Source organism: Serratia sp. HRI, from assembly GCF_010119335.3.
Taxonomy (GTDB): Bacteria; Pseudomonadota; Gammaproteobacteria; order Enterobacterales; family Enterobacteriaceae; genus Serratia; species Serratia nevei.
Window position 1 is genome coordinate 3,298,658 of sequence record NZ_CP083690.1, and the last position, 26,465, is coordinate 3,325,122.

A 26,465-nucleotide genomic window follows, 5' to 3' on the forward strand; every position below is an offset into this window, starting at 1 on the left:
GGCCCTTTTTTTAATTGCTGTCTTCCGGGAATTCACCCACCGTCATTTTCAACGTAATGCGTTTGCCGTCGCGCAGCACGATAACCGGTATCTCGGTGCCCGGCCTGATCTCCGCGACCTGATCCATGGTCTCCAGCACGGACACCGCCGGTTTGTTATCCACGTTGATGATGATGTCGTTGATCTGGAAACCGGCGCTGCTCGCCGGGCCGTTCGGCGTAATTTCGGTCACGATGATGCCCTGCAGGCGATCGATGCCGGAATTGGAGGAGCGCAGCGGAATGATCTCCTTACCCTGAATGCCGAAATAGCCACGGATCACGCGGCCGTCGCGGATCAGCTTATCCATGATTTTGGTGGCCAGTTCGATCGGAATGGCGAAGCCGAGGCCCTCCGGCGTTTCGCCGTCGGTGATTTTGTCATAGGTCAGGGTGTTGATGCCGATCAGCTCGCCCAGCGAGTTGACCAGCGCACCGCCGGAGTTGCCGCGGTTGATTGAGGCGTCGGTCTGCAGGAAAGTCTGTCGGCCGGTGGTGCTCATACTGATGCGCCCGGTGGCGCTGAGGATGCCCTGAGTGACGGTCTGCCCCAGGTTATACGGGTTGCCGATCGCCAGCACCACGTCGCCGACGTGGGCAACGCGGTTTTTGTTGGTCGGGATCACCGGCAGGTTGCCGGGGTCGATCTTCAGTACCGCCAAATCGGTCAGGCCGTCGGAGCCGACCAGCAGCGCTTCGTAGCGGCGGCCGTCCTGCAACACCACGGTGATCTGCTGGGCGTCTTTGATCACGTGGCGGTTGGTGATGATATAGCCGCGTTCGTTCATGATCACGCCGGAGCCGAGCGACAGCACGTTGGCGGCGCCGTTCAGGTTGCGGTTGTAGATGTTGACCACGGCGGGCGCGGCGCGGCGCACCGCCTTGTTATAGCTCACCGGTGTTTCGTCGCTGGTATTCTCGGTTTTCTCTGCAAACAGGCCGTTGGAAGAGCGCAGCATGGGCAGGGCAGCCAACAGCAGGCCGGCAACGATGAGACCGATAACGACAGAACGCAAGAGCTTAGCAAACATGGAGTTTTCGTGGTGTGGTGAACGATGTTCGGAGGATAGCATGAGTTAACCGGGCGCAGTATGTCACCGAGCCCGGTTTTTGCACAAATTAACGCAGCAGCAGATAAATGGTTTCGGTACCGCGCACGATATTGAGCGCCATCACCGGTGGCTTGGCTTCCAGCACCTTGCGCAGCACGGTGATGCTGTCCACGCGCTGGCGGTTGACGCCGATGATCACGTCGCCTTTTTGCAGGCCGATTTGCGCCGCCGTCGAGCCTTTATCCACGTTCTCTACCTTCACGCCCTTGTCGCCGCTCGGCAGCGCACCGTTGCTGAGGGAAACCCCCTGCAGCGCCGGCGACAGCGTTTCGGCATTGGTCGAGGCGCTCTCGCTGTTGTCCAGCGTGACCGAAACTTCCTGCGGTTTGCCGTCGCGCAGCAGGCCCACCTTGAGGGTTTTGCCCGGCGCGGTGGTGCCGACTTTGGCGCGCAGTTCGGCGAAGCTGCTCACCGGTTTACCGTCGACGGAGACCAGGATATCCCCGGCCTTGATGCCCGCCTTGGCGGCGGCGGATTTCGGCAGCACTTCGCTGACGAAGGCGCCGCGCTGCGCGTCGGTGTTGAAGGCTTTGGCCATATCCGGGGTCATTTCGCTGCCCTTGATGCCTAGCAGGCCGCGTTTCACTTCGCCGAATTCAATCAGCTGCTGGCTCAGGTTCTGCGCCATATTGCTCGGAATGGCGAAGCCGATGCCGACGTTGCCGCCGCTCGGCGCCAGAATGGCGGTATTGATGCCGATCAGCTCGCCGTTCAGGTTAACCAGCGCGCCGCCGGAGTTGCCACGGTTGATGGAGGCGTCGGTCTGAATGAAGTTTTCCAGCCCTTCCAGATTCAGGCCGGAGCGGCCCAGCGCCGAGATAATGCCGGAAGTGGCGGTTTGGCCCAGGCCAAACGGGTTGCCGACCGCGACGGCAAAGTCGCCGACGCGCAGCTGATCGGAGTCGGCCATCTTGATGGCGGTCAGGTTTTTGGTGTCGCTGAGCTGCAGCAGGGCGATGTCGGATTGCTCATCGCGGCCGACCAGCTTGGCGTCCAGCTCGCGACCGTCGTTCAACTGTACGCGGATTTTATCGGCGTTGTTGATGACGTGGTTGTTGGTCAGCACATAGCCTTTGGCGGCGTCGATGATCACGCCGGAACCCAGCCCTTCAAACGGACGGGAGCTTTGCTGCTGGCCGGGGAAGTTAGGGCCGAAGAAGCGTCTGAATTCTTCCGGCAGTTGTTGACGCTGCACCTGAGTGCCGGCGACATGCACGCTCACTACGGCGGGCAAGACTTTTTCCAGCATCGGCGCCAGGCTCGGCAGCGGCTGCCCCTGAACGGCGACGGGCAGGGCCGCGTTGGCCACCGGTACGGAGCTGAGCGTCAGGCCGAGGCTCATTGCCAATGCACTAAGAATTAACGACTTTTTCTTCATTGATTATAACTCTCTCAATACCTGCCGATGAAAATTTGATGATAAGGCAATCACCTTGTCATAGTGAAGGGTAAGACCGTGAATTTGCGTGCAAAGTTCAGTAAAGGTAATGCGAGGGAAGGTCAAGACGGTAAACGGAGGAAGCCCGCGGGTGGCCCCGCGGGCGAAGGGGGTCAGTCGCGGCGCGCGCTTTGCCCGCGCAGCAGGCCGGAGGCGCCTTCCGAATAGTCGCGCGGCATTTCCACCGGCGCTTGATCGTTGTCTGCTTCCGCTTCGGTCAGGCGATAGCGGAACGGATTTTCCTGCATCGGCAGATCCGGCAGCAGGTTGTTCGAGCTTTTCGCCATGTGCTGATACAGCTGACGATAATCGCGCGCCATGTTGTCCAGCAGCTCGGCGCTACGGGCAAAGTGGCCGACCAGCTCCTGACGGTACTCTTCCAGCTCGGTTTTGCTCTTGTCCAACTCGTTCTGCAGGACTTGTTGTTGACGTAATTTACGGTTGCCAAAACGCATCGCCACCGCACCAATCACGATACCGACGACCAAACCAATCAGCGCATACTCCCAGGTCATGATGACTCCTATTTTGACTTCGTTGTTCCGCAGGGATTTTTCACTTAATAATATCCACTATAACCGTTAACCTTGTCCGAGTGGAATCCTGATGCGCTTCCACCTAATTTTTACAGGGTTTTCAGCGGCGCCCGCAGCGGACATTTGTGGCGATAACGGTGCGAATCAGCATCAACTTGCCGCCAACGTTGGCTAAATAATTTCTAAGCGTTCTTAGGGAACATCGAACAGATGCAGGCACTATCACCGTTATCTCGCTACCAGCAGGCGCTGGATGCGGGGGAATATCAGGCCGATGAGGTTCAACGCCGGGCCGTCACTCAACTGGATCGCATTTATCAGGCTCTGTTGCAAAAGCCGGCGGCGAGCGCGCCTGCCGGCGGGCTGCGCGGTAAGCTCAGCCGCTTGCTGGGCAAGGGCGGCGACACGGCGCCGCAGCGCCCGGTGCAGGGGCTGTATATGTGGGGCGGCGTCGGGCGCGGCAAAACCTGGTTGATGGATATGTTCTTCCACAGTTTGCCGGGCGATCGCAAAATGCGTCTGCACTTTCATCGCTTCATGCTGCGGGTGCATGAAGAGCTGACCGAGCTGCAGGGGCGGGAAAACCCGCTGGAAATCGTCGCCGACGGCTTTAAGGCCGAGACCGACGTGCTGTGCTTCGACGAATTCTTCGTGTCCGACATCACCGACGCCATGCTGCTGGCCACGCTGCTGCAGGCGCTGTTCGCGCGCGGCATTACGCTGGTGGCCACGTCGAACATCCCGCCGGACGATCTGTACCGCAACGGTCTGCAGCGGGCGCGTTTCCTGCCGGCCATCGATCTGATCAACGAGTACTGCGACGTGATGAACGTCGACGCGGGCATCGACTATCGTCTGCGTACCCTGACCCAGGCGCACCTCTACCTGACGCCGCTGAGCGACCAGACGCGCGAGACGCTGGATCGGATGTTCGTCAAGCTGGCGGGCAAGGCGGGAGAGGACGCGCCGGTGCTGCAGATCAACCATCGGCCGCTGCAGGCTATCCGTTCGGTGGACGGCGTGCTGGCGGTGGATTTCCACACGCTGTGCGAAGAAGCGCGCAGCCAACTGGACTACATCGCGCTGTCGCGGCTGTATCACAGCGTGATCCTGTATAATGTGCAGGTGATGGGGCCGCTGAAAGAGAATACCGCGCGCCGTTTCCTGGCGTTGGTGGACGAATTCTACGAGCGGCACATCAAGCTGGTGATCGGCGCCGAAGCGTCGATGTTCGAGATCTATCAGGGGGTGCAGCTGAAATTTGAATTCCAGCGCTGCCTGTCGCGCCTGCAGGAAATGCAGAGCGAAGAGTACCTCAAGCTGCCGCATTTGCCCTGAGCCTGCCGGGCTTGCCGCCGCCGTATCGCCGGTTGTCCGCCGCCGGCGATAAATTTATTTTCCATTCAAAAACCGTTCGATCTTTGTGAGCGACTTCTCTATAATCTTGCGACCCCACGTTACAACAAAGTTTTTTTTCCCAAAAACTTTATAGTGCCGGCAATGGCTATTCGAAGGGGTAGGTTTGCTGGACTTGTATGGTCGTGTGAGCCTCAACTGTTTTCGAGCGTTTGGGTGTTCACCAACGTGTAACTAATTATTGGGTAAGCTTTCTAATGAAAACTTTTACAGCTAAACCAGAAACCGTAAAACGCGACTGGTACGTTGTTGATGCAGATGGTAAAACTTTAGGCCGTCTCGCTACTGAACTGGCTCGTCGCCTGCGCGGCAAGCATAAAGCGGAATACACCCCGCACGTGGATACCGGTGATTACATCATCGTTCTGAACGCTGACAAAGTTGCTGTAACCGGCAACAAGCGTACAGACAAAGTGTACTACCACCACACCGGCCACATCGGTGGTATCAAGCAAGCGACCTTTGAAGAGATGATTGCCCGCCGTCCTGAGCGCGTGATTGAAATCGCGGTTAAAGGCATGCTGCCAAAGGGCCCGCTGGGTCGTGCTATGTTCCGTAAACTGAAAGTTTACGCGGGCACCGAGCACAATCACGCGGCACAGCAACCGCAAGTTCTGGACATTTAATCGGGATTAATGGCAATGGCTGAAAATCAATACTACGGCACTGGTCGCCGCAAAAGCTCCGCCGCTCGCGTCTTCATCAAGCCGGGCAACGGTAACATCGTTATCAACCAGCGCAGCCTGGAACAGTACTTCGGTCGCGAAACTGCCCGCATGGTAGTTCGTCAGCCGCTGGAACTGGTCGACATGGTTGGCAAACTGGATCTGTACATCACCGTTAAAGGTGGTGGTATCTCCGGTCAAGCTGGCGCCATCCGTCACGGTATCACCCGTGCACTGATGGAGTACGATGAGACTCTGCGTTCTGAACTGCGTAAAGCTGGCTTCGTCACCCGTGACGCTCGTCAGGTTGAACGTAAGAAAGTCGGTCTGCGTAAAGCACGTCGTCGTCCGCAGTTCTCCAAGCGTTAATTTCCGCTGCTTCGGCAGTGCGATTTACGCAAAAAACCCGGTGCTTCACCGGGTTTTTTTATGCCTGAAATCCGCCGCCCCCGACTAAAATCTGTGGCATATCAGACAATTCAACATGAATTCGCCGCACCGTCCCCACAAAACAAGCAAAATCTGGTAAACTATCACCCACTTTTGCGCCTGTTCGCCGTGCAGTTGACCTCCTGGGCCGGTTTTTCATGGGCTCGGGTCGCGCTGCGTGCTGCCGGCCTGCGGCAAGATTATTCAGGATAGCAGCCTGTCAGTTGGCTATTCGCAGTATTTTCTAGATAACTTGGAGGTTTTCATGGCTGTCGCTGCCAACAAACGTTCGGTAATGACGCTGTTCTCTGGCCCGACCGACATTTTTAGCCATCAAGTACGTATCGTACTGGCGGAGAAAGGTGTCAGCGTCGAGATCGAGCAGGTCGAAATGGATAACCTGCCGCAAGATCTGATTGACCTCAACCCTTACCAGACGGTGCCTACGCTGGTCGATCGCGAACTGACCCTGTATGAATCCCGCATCATCATGGAATACCTGGATGAGCGCTTCCCGCACCCGCCGCTGATGCCGGTTTACCCGGTTGCCCGTGGCGAGAGCCGTCTGATGATGCTGCGCATCGAGAAGAACTGGTACTCGCTGATGGACAAGATCGAGAAGAGCAGCGGTCAGGAAGCGGAATCCGCCCGTCGTCAGCTGCGTGAAGAGCTGTTGGCGATCGCGCCGATCTTCGGTCAGGCGCCGTATTTCATGAGCGAAGAGTTCAGCCTGGTGGATTGCTACCTGGCGCCGCTGTTGTGGCGTCTGCCGCAGCTGGGCATTGAATTGAGCGGTGCCGGCTCCAAAGAGCTGAAAGGCTACATGACCCGCGTCTTCGAACGCGACGCTTTCCTGGCTTCCCTGACCGAAGCCGAGCGTGAAATGCGCCTGCAAACCCGGGGCTAAGCGCGATGGACATGTCTCAGATGACGCCGCGTCGCCCGTATCTGCTGCGGGCGTTCTATGACTGGCTGCTGGATAACCAGCTGACGCCGCACCTGGTGGTCGACGTGACTCGCCCGGACGTGCAGGTGCCGATGGAGTTCGCGCGTGACGGCCAGATCGTGCTGAATATCGCGCCGCGCGCGGTAGGCAACCTGGCGTTGGGCAACGAGGACGTGCAGTTCAACGCGCGCTTCGGCGGCGTGCCGCGTCAGGTTTCGGTGCCGATGGCCGCCGTGCTGGCGATCTATGCGCGTGAAAACGGCGCCGGCACGATGTTCGAACCGGAAGCCGCCTACGACGAGAGCGAAGGCGTGTTCGAAGGCCTGGACAATGAGACGATCCCTTCGGAAACCCTGATGTCGGTGATCGACGGCGATCGCCCGGATACCGCGGAAGACAACCGCCCGGACGACGAGCCGCCGCAGCCGCCGCGCGGTGGCCGCCCGGCGCTGCGCGTGGTGAAGTAATCCCGCGCGAACAAACGAAAAAGCACCCTATGGGGTCGTACCACAGTTCTTTCAGCGCTGTTTTCATCAGCCAGACCACATTCAACGGCTGATTCGCCTCCAGCAACTCCGTGAGCTTTACCTCATGCCCTTCGGGCAGGTTTTCGGGGTTGCGCAGCAGCAGCCAGCGGCTGCGTTTGATGACCTGACGCGATTTTGGGTTATCACGGAGTTGATTGGCCTGGTCGACGCGGACCCGGTCGATAACCTCCCGGCCATACTTTGCCACCACATGGAACAAGTCATAGACCACTTCCGCCTGCGGGCAGTGATGCCTGACTTCCAGGTCTAACGCCGTATTCATATCCATGGCGACAGACTGGATAGCGGCACAGCCTTCAGCGCCCAGCCAGACGAAGAAGGGGCGGAAGGCCGCTCTGCTGCGGCCTTCGCCCACCCACAACACCTGTTGCGTATCCGCATCCATCACCACGGTGGCATAACGATGTCCTTTGAACAGGGCGAACTCATCCATCACCAGACGGCGGAGGGTATGGCGCTGCGGCTCTGTCCGTTCCCGCAGCAGACGCCGGTAGTCGATATTCTTGACCGTATGCCAGTGCAGTCCGGTGAGTTGTGCAACATGTTTAATCGGCAGTAAACGGACCAGTGACTCAACCCATACGGATAGCGTCGTGGTATATCTCTGGCGTTCAGGCAACCAGCTGATTTTTTCGGTGGTGACCCCGCAATGGGGGCAACACAGGCGCCGGACGGGGACGTTGAGCCAGACGACCCAATCGAGCAGCTGGCGTTCACGCACTCGGCGGAAGGAAACATCATGCACAACAGGCACCCGCCGCTCACAACGACGACAACAGGGCATGACGGCAGCGTCAGGCTGGAGCTGGATAAGCAGGGAGTTGGCAGAAGGATGCGAGAAGGAATTGACGATAAAGCCTTCCCAGAACAGGGAGCAAAGGTTAGCATTCATAGTGACGGCAGTTTTGAAAGTTTAGGGTGTGTTTTGGCGAATACAAACCTAAACGTTCTGACTTTTTTTGCCCGGCAGAAACGGATCAGCCTTTCAAGGCGGCAATGCAGGCATCGCGCGGCGCGCTGAGATCGCCTACGCGCACGGTGGACAAGGCACGGGCCGCGCGCTCACGGAAGCTGGTGATGGCGGTGTCGCCTTGCACTTCCGGCGGCGCGGTGCAGATGTCATTGAGCGGGAGATCGTTGCCTTTGTTGAGCGCCTGCAATACCGCCGCCGGGTTGTAGATCAGGGCCGCGGAGAGGGCAGATTTAATGCCGGCGGTAAATCCGGCATTGCCGCCGCCGGCCAGCTTGGGCGCCAGGGCAATCCAGCTGTCGTCCCCCAACCGGATGCTGTTTTCCACGGCGCTGAACTGCCCGGCCTTGCCCAACTGTGCCACGACCGGCCGCGCGCCGCGCGCTTCGATATTGTAACCGACCTCCTGCGAATCCAGCGCCATGGCTGAAGCGCTGAAACTGACGGCCAGCAGTGCGCCGGCCAACAGGGATATGGAGCATTTCATGTTCGCTATCCTTATCTCGGTGTCAGGCGCAGCCGCGCCCCGCAATGGTGCTAACTCAATACTATAGCGCGTTGAAGCGGTGAGGTGAGGGGAGGTTGTTACAAAGCGTGGCAGGCTAAAAACAGAGGCCCGGCAATGTGCCGGGCCTCTGGCGGTACGGAAGGTTTACACTTCCAGGTAGTTCATGATGCCGTCTGCCGCCTTGCGGCCTTCGGCGATCGCCGTCACCACCAGGTCGGAACCGCGCACCGCGTCGCCGCCGGCGAAGATTTTCGGGTTGCTGGTCTGGAACGCGTTGTCGCTGCCTTCCGGCGCCAGGATGCGGCCCTGTTTATCGAGCTGCACGTCGTGCGCCGCCAGCCAGTCCATACGGTGTGGGCGGAAGCCGAACGCCATCACCACCGCGTCGGCGTCGATCACGTGTTCGGAACCCGGCACCTGCTCCGCCGCCTGACGGCCGTTGGCATCCGGTGCGCCCAGCTGGGTGCGCACCATCTTTACCCCGGCCACGCGGCCGGCGCTGTTCAGCTCGATGCTCAGCGGCTGCAGGTTAAACTGGAAATCTACCCCTTCTTCCCGGGCGTTCTTCACTTCGCGCTTGGAACCCGGCATGTTGGCTTCGTCGCGGCGGTAGGCGCAGGTGACCTGCGTCGCGCCCTGGCGCACCGAGGTACGCACGCAGTCCATGGCGGTATCGCCGCCGCCCAGCACCACCACGCGCTTGCCTTCCATGCTGACGTAAGGCTCGTGCTGCTCGGTTTCATAGCCCATCAGCTGCTTGGTGTTGGCGATCAGGAACGGCAGCGCGTCGTACACGCCCTGCGCTTCCTCGTTCTCCAGGCCGCCGCGCATCGACTGATAGGTGCCGACGCCGAGGAATACTGCATCGTACTCGCTCAGCAAGGTCTCCATGCTGATGTCTTTGCCCACTTCGGTGTTCAGCTGGAACTCGATGCCCATCTCGCTGAAGATGCCGCGGCGTTTGACCATCACTTCCTTTTCCAGCTTGAAGGCCGGGATGCCGAAGGTCAGCAGGCCGCCGATCTCCGGATGACGGTCATATACCACCGCCTTGACGCCGTTGCGGGTCAATACGTCGGCGCAGGCCAGCCCGGCAGGGCCGGCACCGACAATCGCCACGCGCTTGCCGGTCGGCTGCACGTGCGACATGTCCGGCTTCCAGCCCATTTCGATGGCTTTATCGCTGATGTAGCGTTCGATATTGCCGATGGTGACCGCGCCGAACTCGTCGTTCAGGGTGCAGGAGCCTTCGCACAGGCGATCCTGCGGGCACACGCGGCCGCACACTTCCGGCAGGCTGTTGGTCTGATGCGCCAGGTCCGCCGCTTCCATGATGCGGCCTTCGTTGGCCAGCTTCAGCCAGTTCGGGATGTAGTTGTGCACCGGGCACTTCCACTCGCAATACGGGTTGCCGCAGGACAGACAGCGGTCCGCCTGGGCCTTGGCCTGGGTTTCCGAAAACGGTTCGTAGATCTCGACGAACTCGATTTTGCGGATCTTCAGCGGTTTCTTTGGCGGATCAACACGCTGCAGGTCGATAAATTGGTAAACGTTCTGGCTCATTAATGACCTACCTCTTACTGCGCCTGCACCCGCAGCTCGGCTGCGGAACGGCTACGGTGACCCAACAGCGCTTTGACATCGCTGGACTTCGGTTTGACCAGGGCGAACTTCGGCGCCCACTCCGGCCAGTTGGCCAGGATCTCTTCCGCGCGGGAAGAGCCGGTCGCCTGCACGTGTTCGGTGATCAGGCCGCGCAGGTGCTCCTCATGGATCGCCAGCTGATCGACATCCAGCACTTCCACCAGCTCCGGGTTCACGCGCTTGCGGAACTCGCCGTCTTCGTCCAGCACGTAGGCGAAGCCGCCGGTCATGCCCGCACCGAAGTTGATGCCGGTTTTACCCAACACGCAGACGATGCCGCCGGTCATGTATTCGCAGCCGTTGTCGCCGATGCCTTCCACCACGGTGATGGCGCCGGAGTTGCGCACCGCGAAGCGTTCGCCCGCGCGGCCGGCGGCGAACAGCTTGCCGCCGGTGGCGCCGTACAGGCAGGTGTTGCCAACGATGCTGGCTTCATGGCTGCGGAAGGCGGAGCCGATCGGTGGACGCACCGCGATGCTGCCGCCGGCCATGCCTTTGCCGACATAGTCGTTGGCGTCGCCGGTCAGGGTCAGCTCGACGCCGCCGGCGTTCCAGACGCCGAAGCTCTGCCCGGCGGTGCCGGAGAAGTGCGCCTTGATCGGATCGGCCGCCATGCCCTGATCGCCGTGCACGTCGGCGATAGCGCCGGACAGCATGGCGCCCACGGAGCGGTCGGTGTTGCGAATGTCGAAGTAGAAGGTTTTACCCTGCTTCGCTTCGATATGCGGTTGCGCCTGCGCCAGCAGTTCTTTGTTCAGCAGGCCCTTGTCGAACGCCGGGTTGCTGCTTTCGGTGCAGTACACCGCTTTACCCGGATGCGGCGTGGCGGTTTTCAGCAGCGGCGACAGATCCAGCTTGTTCTGCTTGGCAGAGATGCCGTCCAGCTCGGTCAGGAACTCGGTGCGGCCGATCAGATCCACCAGTTGGCTCACGCCCAGTTGCGCCATGATCTCGCGGGTTTCACGCGCGATAAACTGGAAGTAATTCGTCACGCGTTCCGGCAGGCCGTGGTAGTGATCGCGGCGCAGCTTGTCGTCCTGAGTCGCGACGCCGGTCGCGCAGTTGTTGAGGTGGCAGATGCGCAGGTATTTACAACCCAGCGCCACCATCGGCCCGGTGCCGAAGCCGAAGCTTTCCGCACCCAGTATCGCCGCCTTGACGATGTCCACGCCGGTTTTCAGGCCGCCGTCCACCTGCAGGCGGATCTTGTGGCGCAGGCCGTTGGCCACCAGCGCCTGCTGGGTTTCCACCAGGCCCAGCTCCCAAGGACAGCCGGCGTATTTCACCGAGGACAGCGGGCTGGCGCCGGTGCCGCCGTCGTAACCGGCGATGGTGATGAGATCGGCATAGGCTTTTGCCACGCCGGTGGCGATGGTGCCGACGCCCGGTTCGGACACCAGTTTCACCGAGATCACCGCCTTCGGGTTGACCTGCTTCAGGTCGAAGATCAGCTGCGCCAGATCTTCGATCGAGTAGATGTCGTGGTGCGGCGGCGGGGAGATCAGGGTCACGCCCGGCACCGAGTAACGCAGTCTGGCGATGTACGGAGTGACCTTGTCGCCCGGCAGCTGGCCGCCTTCGCCCGGCTTGGCGCCCTGCGCCACCTTAATCTGGATCACGTCGGCGTTCACCAGGTAGGCCGGCGTCACGCCGAAGCGGCCGGAGGCTACCTGTTTGATGCGCGACACCTTGTTGGTGCGGTAGCGCGCCGGATCTTCGCCGCCTTCGCCGGAGTTGGAGAAGCCGCCGAGGCCGTTCATGGCGATCGCCAGCGACTCGTGCGCTTCCGGGCTCAGTGCGCCGATCGACATCGCCGCGGTGTCGAAGCGTTTGAACAGCGACTCCGCCGGTTCAACCTGATCGACCGGGATCGGTTCGCCTTTCGGCGTGATGGCCAGCAGATCGCGCAGCATGGCGACCGGCCGCTCGTTCACCAGCTTGGCGTAGGCCTGATAGTCACTGTATTCCCCGCTGTGCACCGCTTTTTGCAGCGAGTTCACCACGTCCGGGTTGTAGGCGTGGTATTCGCCGCCGTGCACGAACTTCAGCAGGCCGCCTTGCTCCAGCGGCTTGCGTTTCAGCCAGGCGCGCTTGGAGAGGTTCTGCAGATCCTGCTGGAAATCGCTGAAGCTGGCGCCGCCGATGCGGCTGACCACGCCCTGGAAGCACAGATCCGCCAGATCGCGGTGCAGGCCGACCGCTTCGAACAGCTTGGAGCAGCGGTAAGAGGCGATGGTCGAGATGCCCATTTTGGACATGATCTTGTACAGGCCTTTGTTGATGCCGTTGCGGTAGTTCAGCATCACATCGCGGTATTTCTTGTCGATCGCCTGGCTGTCCACCAGCTTGGCCAGGGTTTCATAGGCCAGGTACGGGTAGATGGCGGTCGCGCCGAAGCCGAGCAGCACGGCGAAGTGGTGCGGATCGCGGGCGCTGGCGGTTTCAACGATCAGGTTGGCGTCGCAGCGCAGGCTTTTCTCTACCAGGCGAGTTTGCACGGCGCCAACCGCCATCGGGGCCGGTACCGGCAGGCGGCCGGGCGCGATGGCGCGGTCGGACAGCACCAACAGCACCGCACCTTCGCGCACCTTGCGTTCCGCTTCGTCGCACAGGGCGCGAATGGTTTGCTCCAGATCCTGCTGCTGCGGATCGAAGGTCAGATCGAGCGTCTCGGCGCGATAGTATTCGCCTTCCAGCGTGGTGAGCTGTTTGAAATCGGAGTACAGCAGGATCGGCGATTTGAAGCTCAGGCGGTGCGCCTGGCCTTCGGCTTCGCAGAACACGTTCATTTCACGGCCGATGCTGGTGGCCAGCGACATGACGTGCGCTTCGCGCAGCGGATCGATCGGCGGGTTGGTGACCTGCGCGAACTGCTGGCGGAAATAGTCGTAAACGATGCGCGGCCGGCTGGAGAGCACGGCGAACGGGGTATCGTCGCCCATCGAACCGGTGGCTTCCTGGCCAATCTCGCCCAGCACGCGGATCACCTGATCTAGCTCTTCGCTGCTGTAGCCGAACTGTTTCTGGTAGGTTTCGAGCTGCGCGTCGTCGAGCTCGCGGCTGCCGACCTGATCGTCCGGCAGATCTTCGAACGGCACCAGACGTTTGACGTTTTTCTCCATCCACTCTTTATACGGATGGCGGCTTTTCAGATCGTTGTCGGTTTCCGCCGAGTGCAGGATGCGGCCGCTGCGGGTGTCGATCACCATCAGCTCGCCGGGGCCGACGCGGCCTTTTTCCACCACTTCGTCCGGCTGGTAATCCCAGATGCCGACTTCGGAGGCGCAGGTGATCAGCTTGTCTTTGGTGATGACATAGCGCGCCGGGCGCAGGCCGTTGCGATCGAGGTTACAGGCGGCGTAGCGGCCGTCGGACATCACGATGCCGGCCGGGCCGTCCCACGGCTCCATGTGCATCGAGTTGAAGTCGAAGAAGGCGCGCAGATCGCCGTCCATGTCCGGGTTGTTCTGCCAGGCCGGCGGCACCAGCAGGCGCATGGCGCGGATGAGATCCATCCCGCCCGCCAGCAACAGTTCCAGCATGTTGTCCAGCGAGCTGGAATCGGAGCCGGTTTCGTTGACGAACGGCGCGGCGGCCTGCAGATCCGGGATCAGCGGCGTTTGGAATTTATAGGTACGGGCACGCGCCCACTGGCGGTTGCCGGTGATTGTGTTGATTTCGCCGTTGTGCGCCAGGTAGCGGAACGGCTGCGCCAGCGGCCAGCGCGGCACGGTGTTGGTGGAGAAGCGCTGGTGGAACAGGCAAATGGCCGACTCCAGGCGCAGGTCCGCCAGATCGAGATAGAAGCGCGGCAGATCCGCAGGCATGCACAGGCCTTTATAGATCGTCACCAGGTTGGAGAAGCTGCAGACGTAGAAGCTGTTGTCCTGCACGCGTTTCTCTATGCGGCGGCGCGCCACGAACAGGCGGCGTTCCATATCGCGTGGGCGCCAGCCGGCCGGGGCGTTAACGAAGATTTGCTCGATGCGCGGCAGGGAGGAGAGGGCGATTTCACCCAGCACGTCCGGGTTGGTCGGCACTTCACGCCAGCCGACGATCGACAGCGTTTCGTTTTGCAGCTCTTCTTCCACGATGCGGCGGCTGAGGCGCGCTTCCTCTTCATTCTGGCTGAGGAACATCATGCCGACGGCGTAGTTCTTGGCCAAACGCCAGCCGCGCTCTTCTGCCACCATGCGGAAGAAGCGATCGGGTTTTTGCAGCAACAGGCCGCAGCCGTCGCCGGTCTTGCCGTCGGCCAGGATCGCGCCGCGGTGTTGCATGCGGGCCAGCGCGTGAATGGCGGTGCGAACCACCTTGTGGCTAGGTTCGCCTTCTATGTGGGCGATCAGGCCGAAACCACAGTTGTCCCTCTCTTGGGATTTATCGTACAACATATCAGTGAACCTCCCCAGGCTCTGCGTGACTCTCACAACCTACTGCGAGGGGGCTTCCCAATTTCAGGCAGAAGTCCAATCAGCAAGTTAACCCCGCCAATCTGCTTTTCCGCCCTCCATCAATGGCCTCTCGTGACGGTCTCACAAGTGGTATAGGACTTGTTTTAAGAGGGAGTCTTCAATTACTGCATAAATATGACGAGACGTTTGCCCGTCCAGAAAGCTTCCAGCGGACTTCCAACTTAGCGAGAAAGAATTCGCAGGTCAAATGTGGGCTTAAGATAGATTCTTATCGAATTGATGATGTTTATTTATTTGAAAAATAAGTATTTTAATGCGTTTTTGCACTATCGTGGGGCAACGGCGATCCCCACAGAAGTGTGAGCTGTCTCACTATAGTGCAACCCCTTAATCTCTGCACCATGCTAGTGCGGGGGTTAATGGCAGAATTTTATTCTATAAGATATTTCTTTGTTGATGTTTGTCACTGTTTTTCACCGCATTGTCATATTGCCGTTAACGGTTGCGCGACGATTAGAATAATTCATCAGAATTATAGTGAATTTATTTGCGTTTATGATGAATAGTTATGCCTGATGGCGCCTTGCGGGGAAAGCGTTGATCTCTGTCATCGCGGGAAAAGCCGTTTCTTATTAGCATCGCGGCTTTGAACACAGAGAATCACCAAGATTATGCAGTTGCCGCAATTAGTCAATATGTTTGGCGCAGATCTCCAGCGCCGCTATGGCGAAAAGATCCATAAACTCACGCTGCACGGCGGATTCAGCTGCCCTAACCGCGACGGCACGTTGGGGCGCGGCGGCTGTACGTTTTGCAACGTCGCTTCGTTCGCCGATGAGGCGATGCAGCGGCAAAGTATCGCTGAACAGCTGGCGCAGCAGGCCGCGCGGGTCAACCGGGCGCGGCGCTATTTGGCCTATTTCCAGGCCTATACCAGCACCTATGCGGAGGTCGAACTGCTGGCGTCGATGTATCGGCAGGCGTTGGCGCAGAGCGAGATGGTCGGCCTGTGCGTCGGTACCCGGCCGGACTGCGTGCCGCCCGCCGCATTGGATCTGCTGACGGGGTATCGCGAGGAGGGTTATGAAGTGTGGCTGGAGCTGGGGCTGCAGACGGCGCACGATAAAACGCTCAAACGCATCAACCGCGGCCATGATTTCCGCTGCTATCAGCAGACCGCGCAACGGGCCCGGCAGCGCGGGCTGAAGGTGTGCTGCCATCTGATCGTCGGGCTGCCGGGAGAAAACCAGCGCGATCATCTGCTCACGCTGCAGCGGGTGGTGGCGTCCGGCGTGGATGGCATCAAGCTGCATCCGCTGCACGTCGTGACCGGCAGTACCCTGGCCCGCGCGTGGCGAGCCGGGCGTTTGCCCGACCTGGCGCTGGAGGACTACGCCGTCAGCGCCGGGGAGATGATCCGCCACACGCCTGGCGAGGTGGTGTATCACCGCCTGTCTGCCAGCGCCCGTCGGCCCACGCTGCTGGCGCCGCTGTGGTGCGAAAACCGCTGGAGCGGCATGCAGGCGGTGGGCGCTTATCTGCAGCAATACGGCGGGCAGGGCAGCGCGCTGGATGCCGCCCTGCGTTATTCACCGACGTTATAACTGCAGGTTGGTGCGTACCTCCGCGCGGGCGCGCTGCAAATCGGCCTGTAGCTGCGGGTTCGCCAACAGCCGTGCGGCGAGCGCCGTCGCCGCCAGCTTACCGCCTTCCAGATCGCTCGGATAGTGCACACCGGCAATCACCCGGCTTTGCGCATTGCTTGCCGCCCGTTCAAACAGCGCACTGCGTTTTTCCGGCACCATCTGCGCCAGCAGGATCGCCGTCAGGTAGCTGTCCATCGCGTGCCCGCTGGGGTAGGAATCGCCTTCCGGCGGCGGCAGCAGCGGTTTCACGCGGCGGTCGGCCTCATAGGGGCGCTGGCGACCATAGAAAGCTTTGGCGGGCATCAGGCTTTGTTCAAAGTCTTGATAGACCCGGCGGAACAGGGCGGCGGTGAGCGGATGGCGATCGACGGTGAACGTCGGGCCGAAGATATCGCGAGCGAAGGGGAAGGCGGCGTCTTCCAGGTGATCATCCCGCTTGGCCTTGGCGACTTGTTCCGCCGTACGGCCAGCCTGTATGGTCAGTACCGCCTGCAGATCCGCCCGATTCTGCGGCGTATCCGTTGAAGGCGGCGGCGGCAACAGCGTAGCGATTTGTTGTTGCTCCTCATTCAGATAGCCGGTCACGGTAGTGGTGGCCTTCAGGGGCAAAATAACGGTCAGAGACAGGACGAACAGGGTAGTGCGATAGATGGTTAACATGGTCAATCCTCACATCAGGGAAATGAGGAAGCCTGCCGGGCTGGCCACAACGCGGCTGCAGGTGAAAGTAAACCGCGGGATAACATCCTTTCCCTTACTTCAAGCCTCAAGGCTTCGCTATCCGTGTCTGCGAAAGCATTCGTCATGCACGGTGCATCATTAATATATTAACGTAAGGGCATTCTCAAGCGGCCGCGGTGTGGGGGGTGTCACATAAAAAGTCTTTTAGTTACAATTGATTAATCCCTAAGTATGAGCGGAACGATCAACGTGGTTTTTCATGGTTTCGGCGGCAATGAACCGCCCGTTGCACGCCAGACGCCGCTATTTTCCGTTAGCAGGACTTGACTCTCAGACACAGCGGAAAAATTTACGGTATGATTCAAAAGATTGTGTCTGATGGGAGCCGCTATGAAGCAAATCCGGGTGTTGGCCCAGTACTACGTCGATTTAATGGTGAAACTGGGGTTGGTGCGCTTCTCGCTGCTGCTGGCCTCGGCGCTGGTGGTGCTGGCGATGGTGGTGCAGATGGCGGTGACCATGCTGCTGCGCGGCGAAGTGGAAAGCATCGACGTGGTGCGTTCGATCTTCTTCGGCCTGTTGATCACCCCGTGGGCGGTCTACTTCCTCTCGGTGGTGGTGGAGCAGCTGGAGGAATCGCGCCAGCGGCTGGCGCGGCTGGTGGACAAGCTGGAAGAGATGCGCCACCGCGATCTGGAGCTCAATCAGCAGCTCAAAGACAATATCAGCCAGCTGAACCAGGAGATCGCCGACCGTATCAAGGCGGAAGAAGAGCGCCTGCAGGTGATGGAGAAACTGACGGAAGAGATGGAACAGCGTGAACTGGCACAGATTGAGCTGGGCCAGCAATCGGCGCTGCTGCGTTCCTTCCTCGATGCCTCGCCGGATCTGGTCTACTACCGCAACGAAGACAAAGAATTTTCCGGCTGCAACCGCGCGATGGAGCTGCTGACCGGCAAGAGCGAGAAGCAGCTGATCGGCCTGACGCCGTTCGACGTCTACGGCCGGGAGATCGCCGAAAAGGTCATTGAGACCGACGAGAAGGTGTTCCGCCACAACGTCTCGCTGACCTACGAACAGTGGCTGGTGTATCCCGATGGCCGCAAGGCCTGTTTCGAGCTGCGCAAGGTGCCGTTTTACGACCGGGTGGGCAAACGCCACGGGCTGATGGGCTTCGGCCGCGATATTACCGAGCGTAAGCGCTACCAGGACGCGCTGGAGAACGCCAGCAGGGAGAAGACCACCTTTATCTCCACGATCAGCCACGAGCTGCGTACGCCGCTTAACGGCATCGTCGGCCTGAGCCGCATCCTGCTCGATACCGAGCTGAACGACGAGCAGCTGAAATACCTGAAGACCATTCACGTCAGCGCCATCACCCTCGGCAATATCTTCAACGACATTATCGAAATGGATAAGCTCGAGCGGCGCAAGGTGCAGCTCGACAACCAGCCGGTGGACTTCACCGGCTTCCTGGCGGATCTGGAGAACCTCTCCGGCCTGTTGGCGCAGCCGAAAGGGCTGCAGTTCACCATGGAGCCGCAGACGCCGCTGCCGCAGCAGATCGTGACCGACGGTACGCGCCTGCGGCAGATTTTGTGGAACCTGATCGGCAACGCGGTGAAATTCACCCAGCAGGGGCAAATCGTGGTGCGCGTGCGGCGCGAGGCGCAGGAGGAGAAGCTGGTGTTCGAGGTGGAAGACTCGGGCATGGGCATCCCGCAGGACGAGCAGGACAAGATCTTCGCCATGTATTACCAGGTGAAAGATCAGCGCGGCGGCCGTCCGGCCACCGGCACCGGCATCGGGCTGGCGGTCTCCAAGCGACTGGCGCAGAGCATGGGCGGCGACATCACCGTGCGCAGCGAACAGGGGCACGGTTCTTGCTTCACTCTGACCATCCAGGCGCCGGCGGTGCAGGAAGCCGCCAGCGCGGCGCCGGAGGAAGAGGAACTGCCGTTGCCGGCGCTGCACATCCTGCTGGTGGAGGATATCGAGCTGAACGTGATCGTGGCGCGCTCGGTGCTGGAGAAACTGGGCAACAGCGTCGAGGTGGCGATGAACGGCCACGACGCGCTGGCGATGTTCGATCCGGACGAGTTCGATTTGGTGCTGCTGGACATCCAGCTGCCGGACATGACCGGGCTGGACATCGCCCGGGCGCTGCGCGAACGCTACGCCGGGCAGGCGCTGCCGCCGCTGGTGGCCCTGACCGCCAACGTGCTGAAAGACAAAAAAGAGTACCTCGAGGCGGGCATGGACGATGTGCTGAGCAAGCCGCTGTCGGTGCCGGCGTTGACCCAGGTCATCAAACACTATTGGGATCATCAACCTTCTCACACTTCAAAGAAAACGGAGCACAAGGCGATGCAGATTAATGAGTCGTTACTCGATACCGCGATGCTGGAACAGTACATGGACCTGGTTGGCCCGCAGCTGATCCACCAAAGCCTGGAGATGTTCGAACAGATGATGCCGGGCTACCTGGCGGTGCTGGACTCCAACATGACGGCGCGCGATCAGAAAGGCATCACCGAGGAAGGGCACAAGATCAAAGGCGCCGCCGGTTCGGTCGGTCTGCGTCACCTGCAGCAGCTGGCGCAACAGATTCAAACGCCGACGCTGCCGGCCTGGTGGGATAACGTGCAGGATTGGGTGGATGAGTTGAAGCAAGAGTGGCGCAACGACGTGCAGGTACTGCGGGCTTGGGTAGAGAACGCTGAAAAAAAATGACCCCGACCTAAGCCGGGGTGCGCGAATATTGCGCCAACACCAGGGAAATTGTGAACCTGCGTATTGGTTTCAGTGTTCTGGTCGAGCAGGTTGTAGCGAATTCCTAAACATCATACAGCCAACAACATAGCAAATGTAAGCGCTCTTGTTAGAAGATTCATTAAAATGTGTGATGTAGATTAGTGTTTGTCAACTCCGAGCACGAACCAGTTGACAGCAGCGACAGGAGTAAGAGTGATGAAAAAGGTGGGTGTCGTCCTCAGCGGCAGCGGCGTTTATGACGGTACGGAGATCCATGAAGCGGTGCTGACGCTGCTGGCGTTGGACCGTGCCGGCGCGCAGGCGGTGTGCTTTGCGCCCGATAAACCACAATGCCATGTTATTAATCACTTATCAGGTGAGGAGATGGCGGAGTCGCGCAATGTTCTGATTGAGTCGGCGCGCATTGCCCGCGGCGCGGTGCAGCCGCTGGCGCTGGCGGACGCCGCGCAGCTGGATGCGCTGATCGTGCCCGGCGGCTTCGGCGCCGCCAAGAACCTCAGCAATTTCGCCGAAGCCGGCGCGGAATGTTGGGTCGATGAAGATTTGGCGCGTCTGACGCGCGAGATGCATAAGGCCGGCAAACCAATTGGCCTGATGTGCATCGCGCCGGCGCTGTTGCCGAAATTGCTGAATCAACAAGCGCGGCTGACCATTGGCAACGATCCGGACCTGGGAGAAGTGATTGACGCCATGGGCGGCGAGCCGGTGATTTGTCCGGTGGACGATATCGTGGTGGACAGCGAACACAAAGTCGTGACCACGCCGGCCTATATGCTGGCGCCGTCGATCGCGCAGGCGGCCCTCGGCATCGATAAGCTGGTGGCGCGGGTGCTGGAACTGGCTGAATGAGAAAATCGCTCGGCGGATGGCGGCGACTGCGCCCAGGGTATTGGCTGAAGCGCGGAGTCATCGCGATTCTCGGCCTGTGGGTGTTGGGCATTGCGGCCTTTGCCTTCCTGCCGGTGCCGTTTTCCGCCGTGATGGTGGAGCGGCAAGTCAGCGCCTGGCTGAGCGGCGACTTCGGCTACGTCGCCCATTCGGACTGGGTGTCGATGGACGACATCTCGCCGCAAATGGCGCTGGCGGTGATGGCGGCGGAGGATCAGAAGTTTCCAGACCATTGGGGCTTCGACGTGGCGGCCATTGAAAAGGCGCTCAGCCACAACGAGAAGCGCCCGACGCGCATCCGCGGCGCGTCCACGCTGTCGCAGCAAACCGCCAAGAACCTGTTTCTGTGGGATGGCCGCAGCTGGCTGCGCAAAGGGCTGGAGGCCGGATTGACGTCGGGCATCGAGCTGGTGTGGACCAAGCGGCGCATTCTGACGGTGTACCTGAACATCGTCGAGTTCGGCGACGGGGTGTTTGGCGTAGAGGAGGCATCACAACGCTTTTTCCATAAGCCGGCCAAACGGCTGACCGCGGCCGAAGCGGCGCTGCTGGCGGCGGTATTGCCGAATCCGCATCGCTTCAGGGCCGATGCGCCGTCCGGTTATGTGATACAGCGACAGCAGTGGATCATGCGCCAGATGCGGCAGCTGGGCGGGGAAGCGTTTTTAAGCGAGAACAAGCTGGATTAAACGGGCGGGAACGGCACGGCGCCGCTCCCGCCAGAACGGATTACTTCACATAGGTAAAGGCGGTGGTGACGTGCTTCACGCCGCTGACCTGGCTGGCGATCTGCGCCGCCGACTGTCCTTCCTGTTGGGTGACCAGGCCCAGCAAGAACACTTCGCCATTTTCGGTGGTGACCTTCACGTTGGACGATTTCACCGTATCGCTGGTGAGCAGCTGCGAACGCACCTTGGTGGTGATCCAGGTGTCGGAGGACGCGGTGCTCAGGCTGACCGGCGTGCCCTGACGGATTTCGTTATACACTTCGGTCGTGCCTTCCACGCCCATGGCGATCTGCTTGGCGCGCGCGGTGAGATCGGCGTTAGGCGACTGGCCGGTCAACAGCACTTTGCCCTGATAGGCGGTGGCGACCACCCGGGCGTCTTTCTTCAACTGCTGGTCTTTGCTCAGAGCGCTTTCGACCCTGGCTTCCAGCGTGCCGTCATCCACCTGGGTCCCGACGCTGCGCGGGTCGGTGGCGGTTTTGGTCGCGACGGCCGCACTGCCGACGACGACGCCGGCGATACAGCCTTGCAACAGCAGGGCGCTGGACAGCACTGCAAATGTGGCTTTTAGCTTCATCTCAGTTCCTTAATCGTCCTGGTGGGGGAATAACGTATTGTCTATCAGATCGCACAGGCAGTTTACGGTCAGCATATGCATTTCCTGAATGCGCGAGCTGCGGTGCGACGGGATGCGGATCTCGACATCCTGCTGGCCGAGCAGCCCGGCCAGCTCGCCGCCGTCGTAGCCGGTGAGCGCGACGATGGTCATATCGCGCGTGACGGCCGCCTCGACCGCTTTCACAATATCACGGCTGTTGCCGCGGGTGGAAATCGCCAGCAGCACGTCGCCGGTGTGCCCGAGCGCGCGCACCTGCTTGGCGTACACTTCGTCGTGCAGCCGATCGTTGCTGATCGCCGTCAGCACCACGTTGTCGGCGTTGAGGGCGATGGCCGGCAGGCTGGGGCGCTCGGTTTCAAAACGGTTGATCATGCTGGCGGCGAAGTGCTGCGCGTTGGCCGCCGAGGTGCCGTTGCCGCAGCACAGGATTTTGTTGCCGTTGAGTAAGGATTGAACCAGCGTCATCGCAGCGCGGGAAATGGCGTCCGGCAATGCTTCCGCCGCCGCGATCTGGGTTTGGATGCTTTCGGTAAAACAGACTTTAATTCTATCCAGCACGTTGTATTAATCCACTAAGTCAAAGGGCCGGTCTGCGCCGCAAAACCCCGATTAATCCGCATTGAAGGCGTTGGGTATCCATTCTAACTGGCTACCGGTAATGGCCAAAACATCAAAACGGCAAGATGATGTGTCAAAACTGGCTCCGCGCCCCGCCAGCCAGACGGCGGCGGCATGCAGCAACCGCTGTTGTTTGCGAAAGGTGACGCTGGCGGCCGCGCCGCCGAAGGCGTCGTTGCGGCGGTAGCGCACTTCGACGAACACCCAGGTGGCGCCGTCGCGCATGATGAGGTCGAGCTCACCGCCGCGTACCGCGACGTTGGCGGCGCAGAAGGTGAGCCCGGCGTGTTCCAGGTGACGGCGGGCCAGTAACTCATAGCCCGCCCCTGAGGCGCGTGGGTTCAAGAGACCGGAACGACCGTACCCTGACGGTATTGCAGCCAAGGCAGTTTGCGGTTGATCACGCAGTTCGGCGACGCGCTCAGCGTACCGGTGGTGCCGGAAACCTGGAAGCCCGGCAGCTGGCGCATTTCAGCAAAGTGGTTGGCCAATGTCCAGGCATCCATCCCCATCGCGTACAGGCGCACCAGCGAGTAGTCGTTACGGAAGCGCGCGCTGGCCTGCTGCAACAGCTGAGGATTTGAGCCGGCCAGCAGCGGGATGTCGCTGAACTGCAGGCCTTCCATTTCCAGGCGGAAGTCCGGGCCCGCACCGGCCTGATAGCTGCGCGAGCTGGCGTACATCGCCGGCTTGCCGCGCGAGCTGGTGGCCATGTCGATCATCGGTTTGATCAGCGTCAGCTGAGACTGGGTGGCGACGATATACACCGCGTCGACGCTGCCGTCGGTCGCAGCGGGCACGTCGCTCGGCGGTGCAGGAATGGTCAATCCGGCGATGGTCACGCTCTGCGGCGCCGGGGCGCTCGATATCGGCGTGCCGGTCATGCGGATGCCGCCGCTGTTGACCATCTGGCGCAGTTCGCCGGCGGAGCCGATGTCCTGACGCAGCACGGTTTGCCCGCCTTGCTTCTGCCATTCCTGGTTAAAGGCCTTGGCGACGCGATCGCCGAAGGCGCCGCGCGGCACCAGCAGCAGCGGTTGACGCTTCTGCTGTTCCCAGATGTGGCGTGCGGCGTCGCGCGCTTCATCTTCCGGCGATAGGGCAAAGTAACAGATGTTCAGGTTGTCCTTCGGCGTTTCCGGCTGGTTGAGCGCCAGCACGTTCAGCGTGGTGGTGCTGGCGGACAGCTGATCGACGTTCTCTTTCAGCAGCGGGCCGACCACCAGGGTGGCGCCATCCTGCTGCGCCTGGCTCAGCAAGGCGGCCAGCGGCTGGCTGGTGGTGTCGTACACTTTGACCTGTGCGTTAGCGGCCTGCAGCGGCGTTACCGGCGCACTGGACGGCGCCGCCGGTTGCGCGGCGGTCACCGCAGGCTGGCTCTCTTGCGCCGAAGGGCTGACCGCGCCGTTGGCGTTGATGTCACCCGCGGCGGCCTGGTCGGCCGGCGCCGTTGGGGCCGGCACGCTGGCTGGTTGCGCGGCTTGAGGCTGCGGCGCCGGCATGGAACCGCCGTTTTTCGCCGCTTCGAAGCCTTGTTGGATGGCGTCGGCGAACACTTTCGCCTGGCCGTTCAACGGCAGCAGCAGGGCGATTTTCGAGGTAGAGGCCTGGGTGAAGTTCAGCACCTGGTTCAGGCGAGCGGGCAGCGTTTTGGCCGCCGGGTTTTTCGGATAACGGTTCTGCCAGTCTTTGATGCCGGCCTTCAGCAGATCGGGATCCTGCTTGTTGTCCTGATAGACGCGCAGCAGATCCAGCCAGCCTTGCAGCACGTTCTCGTCGGCGTTGATCACCAGGCTGTTCATCTCCTGCGGCGTCAGCTGCAGCAGCGCCTGCCAGGTCTGATCCAGGTTTTCCTGGTGCGGTTTGCCGGTCAGCAACGGCTCTTGAGCGATATAGGCGCGGATCAAGGGCAGCGACGCTTTGCCCTGATTGGCGGCGATCTGCGCCTGGTAGTAGCGCACCTTCTGATTCGGCGACAGCGAAGCGCTGTCCAGATGGCCCAGCGTGCTGCGGGCGCTGACGTAGCTCTTGTTGGCGATCTGCAGTTCGGCGGTCAGCAACTGGCGTTCAGTCTGCTGCGCGCCGCTGAGATTTTTCGGCAGCTGATTCAACTGGTCGCCGGCCTGAGGCAGTTTTCCTTCACGCAGCAAGGCGCGAATAGCAAGTAATTGCCAGTCAGCCTTGTTATCATCGCTGCTTTGCTGCAACTGCTGCAGGTAGTAATCGGAGCTGGCGCTCGCTTCGTCCTGTATATTGGCGGGCGGCGTTTGCGGGGCCCGACTTGGACAGCCTGCCAGGAAAAGGGCGGCCGCGATGACTGCGGTAAGTCGGACAGGCTTGGAACGCCCTGCTTTGGTACGAACGAATGTTGAGGAAAGCATACTGTATCCAGTGATGTTTTTTTCAAGATGCTCAATATTAAATCGGCAACCCGGATGAAACAATGAATCAACACCAACAATCAGTCATTTCTGCATCAACGCTGTATGTGGTGCCCACCCCCATCGGCAATCTGGGCGATATCACTCACCGTGCGTTAGAGGTACTGAAAAGCGTTGATCTGATCGCGGCGGAAGACACGCGCCATACCGGATTGCTGCTGCAACACTTCGCGATCAACGCGCGTCTGTTCGCGCTGCATGACCACAACGAACAGCAAAAAGCCGATCAGCTGCTGGCGAAACTGCAGGAAGGCCAGAGCATCGCGCTGGTGTCCGACGCCGGCACGCCGCTGATCAACGATCCCGGTTATCACCTGGTGCGCCGCTGCCGCGAGGCCGGCATTCGCGTGGTGCCGCTGCCGGGCGCCTGCGCCGCCACCACCGCGCTGTGCGCTGCGGGCGTCGCTTCCGACCGCTTCTGCTACGAAGGCTTCCTGCCGGCGAAAACCAAGGGGCGCAAGGATACGCTGATGGCGCTGGCGGAGGAACCGCGCACGCTGATTTTCTACGAATCCACTCACCGTCTGCTGGAAAGCCTGCAGGACATGGTCACCGTCTGGGGCCCGCAGCGCTATGTGGTGCTGGCGCGCGAGCTGACCAAAACCTGGGAATCTATCCACGGCGCACCGGTGGGCGAACTGCTGGCGTGGGTGCAGGAAGATGAAGTGCGCCGCCGCGGCGAGATGGTGCTGATCGTCGAAGGCCACAAGGCGCAGGAGGATGCGCTGCCGCTCGAGGCGCTGCGCACGCTGGCGCTCCTGCAAAAAGAGCTGCCGCTGAAAAAGGCGGCGGCGCTGGCGGCCGAAATCCACGGCGTGAAGAAAAATGCGCTGTATAAGCACGCGCTGGAGCAACAACAGCCGTAAAGCGGTTGACCTGCCGCCGCCGCGACGCTACTATCCGCGCCGGAGTTGACCAGACAGTCGCCGCTTCATTGCCGTCCTCTTCGGGGAGACAGATGGAGGGGAGGAAAGTCCGGGCTCCATAGGGCAGGGTGCCAGGTAACGCCTGGGAGGCGCAAGCCTACGACTAGTGCAACAGAGAGCAAACCGCCGATGGCCCGCGCAAGCGGGATCAGGTAAGGGTGAAAGGGTGCGGTAAGAGCGCACCGCGCGGCTGGCAACAGTTCGTGGCACGGTAAACTCCACCCGGAGCAAGGCCAAATAGGGGTTCACATGGTACGGCCCGTACTGAACCCGGGTAGGCTGCTTGAGCCAGTGAGCGATTGCTGGCCTAGAGGAATGACTGTCCACGACAGAACCCGGCTTACCGGTCAACTCCCTCGACAAAAGAAAACCCCGCGCAACGTCAGTTGCGTGGGGTTTTTCGTTGTAAGCCTTAAACCACCTCCTAAGGAGGTGGTGATTGAACCTGTGAGGCTCTAGCCTGAAGGAAACCCATGCC

At 60.6% G+C, this 26,465-nt stretch carries 21 protein-coding genes, 1 other RNA gene and 1 pseudogene; 11 read left to right on the top strand and 12 right to left on the bottom strand.

Annotation, left to right across the window (positions count from 1 at the left end):
- Window positions 1-10: 10 nt before the first annotated feature.
- The 3 genes from degS to zapG form a co-directional block, all read right to left on the bottom strand.
- Window positions 11-1,069, bottom strand: coding sequence for an outer membrane-stress sensor serine endopeptidase DegS (degS, locus tag GF111_RS15840; RefSeq protein WP_019453130.1), 1,059 nt, complete (start codon window positions 1,067-1,069; stop codon window positions 11-13).
- A gap of 88 nt (window positions 1,070-1,157) precedes the next feature.
- Window positions 1,158-2,528, bottom strand: a complete 1,371-nt coding sequence (gene degQ / locus GF111_RS15845) for a serine endoprotease DegQ (protein WP_038879628.1) — start codon at window positions 2,526-2,528, stop codon at window positions 1,158-1,160.
- Window positions 2,529-2,701: 173 nt separating this feature from the next.
- Window positions 2,702-3,103: a Z-ring associated protein ZapG gene (zapG, locus tag GF111_RS15850; protein WP_004937074.1), complete on the bottom strand. Its 402-nt coding sequence runs from the start codon at window positions 3,101-3,103 to the stop codon at window positions 2,702-2,704.
- 231 nt (window positions 3,104-3,334) lie between these two features.
- Here zapG and zapE point away from each other — a divergent pair, with 231 nt between their 5' ends.
- From zapE to sspB, 5 genes are all read left to right on the top strand, one after another.
- Window positions 3,335-4,462, top strand: coding sequence for a cell division protein ZapE (zapE, locus tag GF111_RS15855; protein ID WP_047729785.1), 1,128 nt, complete (start codon window positions 3,335-3,337; stop codon window positions 4,460-4,462).
- 275 nt (window positions 4,463-4,737) lie between these two features.
- Window positions 4,738-5,166, top strand: a complete 429-nt coding sequence (gene rplM / locus GF111_RS15860; protein WP_004937079.1) for a 50S ribosomal protein L13 — start codon at window positions 4,738-4,740, stop codon at window positions 5,164-5,166.
- 15 nt (window positions 5,167-5,181) lie between these two features.
- Window positions 5,182-5,574 (top strand): 30S ribosomal protein S9, encoded by a 393-nt coding sequence (gene rpsI, locus GF111_RS15865; RefSeq protein ID WP_004937080.1) that lies wholly within the window; start codon window positions 5,182-5,184, stop codon window positions 5,572-5,574.
- Between the two features lie 325 nt (window positions 5,575-5,899).
- Window positions 5,900-6,541: a stringent starvation protein SspA gene (sspA, locus tag GF111_RS15870; protein ID WP_004937082.1), complete on the top strand. Its 642-nt coding sequence runs from the start codon at window positions 5,900-5,902 to the stop codon at window positions 6,539-6,541.
- Window positions 6,542-6,546: 5 nt separating this feature from the next.
- Complete coding sequence (gene sspB / locus GF111_RS15875) at window positions 6,547-7,047, top strand: ClpXP protease specificity-enhancing factor (protein ID WP_047729787.1); 501 nt, start codon at window positions 6,547-6,549, stop codon at window positions 7,045-7,047.
- 94 nt (window positions 7,048-7,141) lie between these two features.
- On the opposite strand, the pseudogene GF111_RS15880 reads toward sspB, so the two are convergent.
- The 4 genes and pseudogenes from GF111_RS15880 to gltB form a co-directional block, all read right to left on the bottom strand.
- A pseudogene (locus GF111_RS15880) lies at window positions 7,142-8,020 on the bottom strand (ISL3 family transposase); the annotation flags it as partial.
- Between the two features lie 85 nt (window positions 8,021-8,105).
- Complete coding sequence (locus GF111_RS15885; protein ID WP_038879622.1) at window positions 8,106-8,585, bottom strand: hypothetical protein; 480 nt, start codon at window positions 8,583-8,585, stop codon at window positions 8,106-8,108.
- Between the two features lie 165 nt (window positions 8,586-8,750).
- Window positions 8,751-10,169: a glutamate synthase small subunit gene (locus GF111_RS15890; protein WP_038879621.1), complete on the bottom strand. Its 1,419-nt coding sequence runs from the start codon at window positions 10,167-10,169 to the stop codon at window positions 8,751-8,753.
- A gap of 14 nt (window positions 10,170-10,183) precedes the next feature.
- Window positions 10,184-14,644 (bottom strand): glutamate synthase large subunit, encoded by a 4,461-nt coding sequence (gene gltB / locus GF111_RS15895; protein ID WP_033649002.1) that lies wholly within the window; start codon window positions 14,642-14,644, stop codon window positions 10,184-10,186.
- A gap of 692 nt (window positions 14,645-15,336) precedes the next feature.
- Between gltB and GF111_RS15900 the strand changes: the two genes are divergently transcribed.
- The gene (locus tag GF111_RS15900) at window positions 15,337-16,269 is read left to right on the top strand and encodes a TIGR01212 family radical SAM protein (protein WP_055312487.1); all 933 of its coding nucleotides are present in this window, start codon (window positions 15,337-15,339) and stop codon (window positions 16,267-16,269) included.
- Here GF111_RS15900 and GF111_RS15905 read toward each other — a convergent pair.
- Window positions 16,264-16,971 carry a phosphatase PAP2 family protein gene (locus GF111_RS15905; RefSeq protein ID WP_047729791.1) on the bottom strand — a complete coding sequence of 236 codons (708 nt, stop codon included), beginning with the start codon at window positions 16,969-16,971 and terminating at the stop codon, window positions 16,264-16,266. The genes GF111_RS15900 and GF111_RS15905 overlap by 6 nt on opposite strands.
- 411 nt (window positions 16,972-17,382) lie before the next feature.
- Here GF111_RS15905 and arcB point away from each other — a divergent pair, with 411 nt between their 5' ends.
- The 3 genes from arcB (at window position 17,383) to mtgA (ending at window position 21,344) form a co-directional block, all read left to right on the top strand.
- Complete coding sequence (gene arcB, locus GF111_RS15910; protein ID WP_147191464.1) at window positions 17,383-19,725, top strand: aerobic respiration two-component sensor histidine kinase ArcB; 2,343 nt, start codon at window positions 17,383-17,385, stop codon at window positions 19,723-19,725.
- Window positions 19,726-19,962: 237 nt separating this feature from the next.
- On the top strand, window positions 19,963-20,616 hold the full coding sequence (elbB, locus tag GF111_RS15915; protein ID WP_080490552.1) for an isoprenoid biosynthesis glyoxalase ElbB: 654 nt from the start codon (window positions 19,963-19,965) through the stop codon (window positions 20,614-20,616).
- Entirely contained in the window at window positions 20,613-21,344 is a 732-nt protein-coding gene (mtgA, locus tag GF111_RS15920) for a monofunctional biosynthetic peptidoglycan transglycosylase (RefSeq protein WP_047729794.1), read from the top strand. The genes elbB and mtgA overlap by 4 nt, the downstream gene beginning before the upstream one ends.
- A gap of 40 nt (window positions 21,345-21,384) precedes the next feature.
- On the opposite strand, the gene dolP is transcribed toward mtgA, so the two are convergent.
- Genes dolP through GF111_RS15940 form a run of 4 tightly spaced genes read right to left on the bottom strand, consistent with a single transcriptional unit; the run spans window position 21,385 to window position 25,001 of the window.
- The gene (gene dolP / locus GF111_RS15925) at window positions 21,385-21,960 is read right to left on the bottom strand and encodes a division/outer membrane stress-associated lipid-binding lipoprotein (RefSeq protein WP_004937101.1); all 576 of its coding nucleotides are present in this window, start codon (window positions 21,958-21,960) and stop codon (window positions 21,385-21,387) included.
- Window positions 21,961-21,969: 9 nt separating this feature from the next.
- Window positions 21,970-22,560 carry a DnaA initiator-associating protein DiaA gene (gene diaA / locus GF111_RS15930; protein ID WP_004937103.1) on the bottom strand — a complete coding sequence of 197 codons (591 nt, stop codon included), beginning with the start codon at window positions 22,558-22,560 and terminating at the stop codon, window positions 21,970-21,972.
- A 51-nt stretch (window positions 22,561-22,611) separates the two neighbouring features.
- Complete coding sequence (locus GF111_RS15935; protein WP_094300729.1) at window positions 22,612-22,965, bottom strand: YraN family protein; 354 nt, start codon at window positions 22,963-22,965, stop codon at window positions 22,612-22,614.
- A complete protein-coding gene (locus GF111_RS15940) occupies window positions 22,962-25,001 on the bottom strand; it encodes a penicillin-binding protein activator (protein WP_094460792.1) in 2,040 nt (679 codons plus the stop codon). The genes GF111_RS15935 and GF111_RS15940 overlap by 4 nt, the downstream gene beginning before the upstream one ends.
- A 62-nt stretch (window positions 25,002-25,063) precedes the next feature.
- On the opposite strand from GF111_RS15940, the gene rsmI reads away from it, so the two are divergent.
- The gene (gene rsmI, locus GF111_RS15945; protein WP_004937108.1) at window positions 25,064-25,927 is read left to right on the top strand and encodes a 16S rRNA (cytidine(1402)-2'-O)-methyltransferase; all 864 of its coding nucleotides are present in this window, start codon (window positions 25,064-25,066) and stop codon (window positions 25,925-25,927) included.
- 41 nt (window positions 25,928-25,968) lie between these two features.
- Window positions 25,969-26,346: RNase P RNA component class A (gene rnpB, locus GF111_RS15950), an RNA gene on the top strand.
- The last annotated feature ends 119 nt before the right edge of the window (window positions 26,347-26,465 follow it).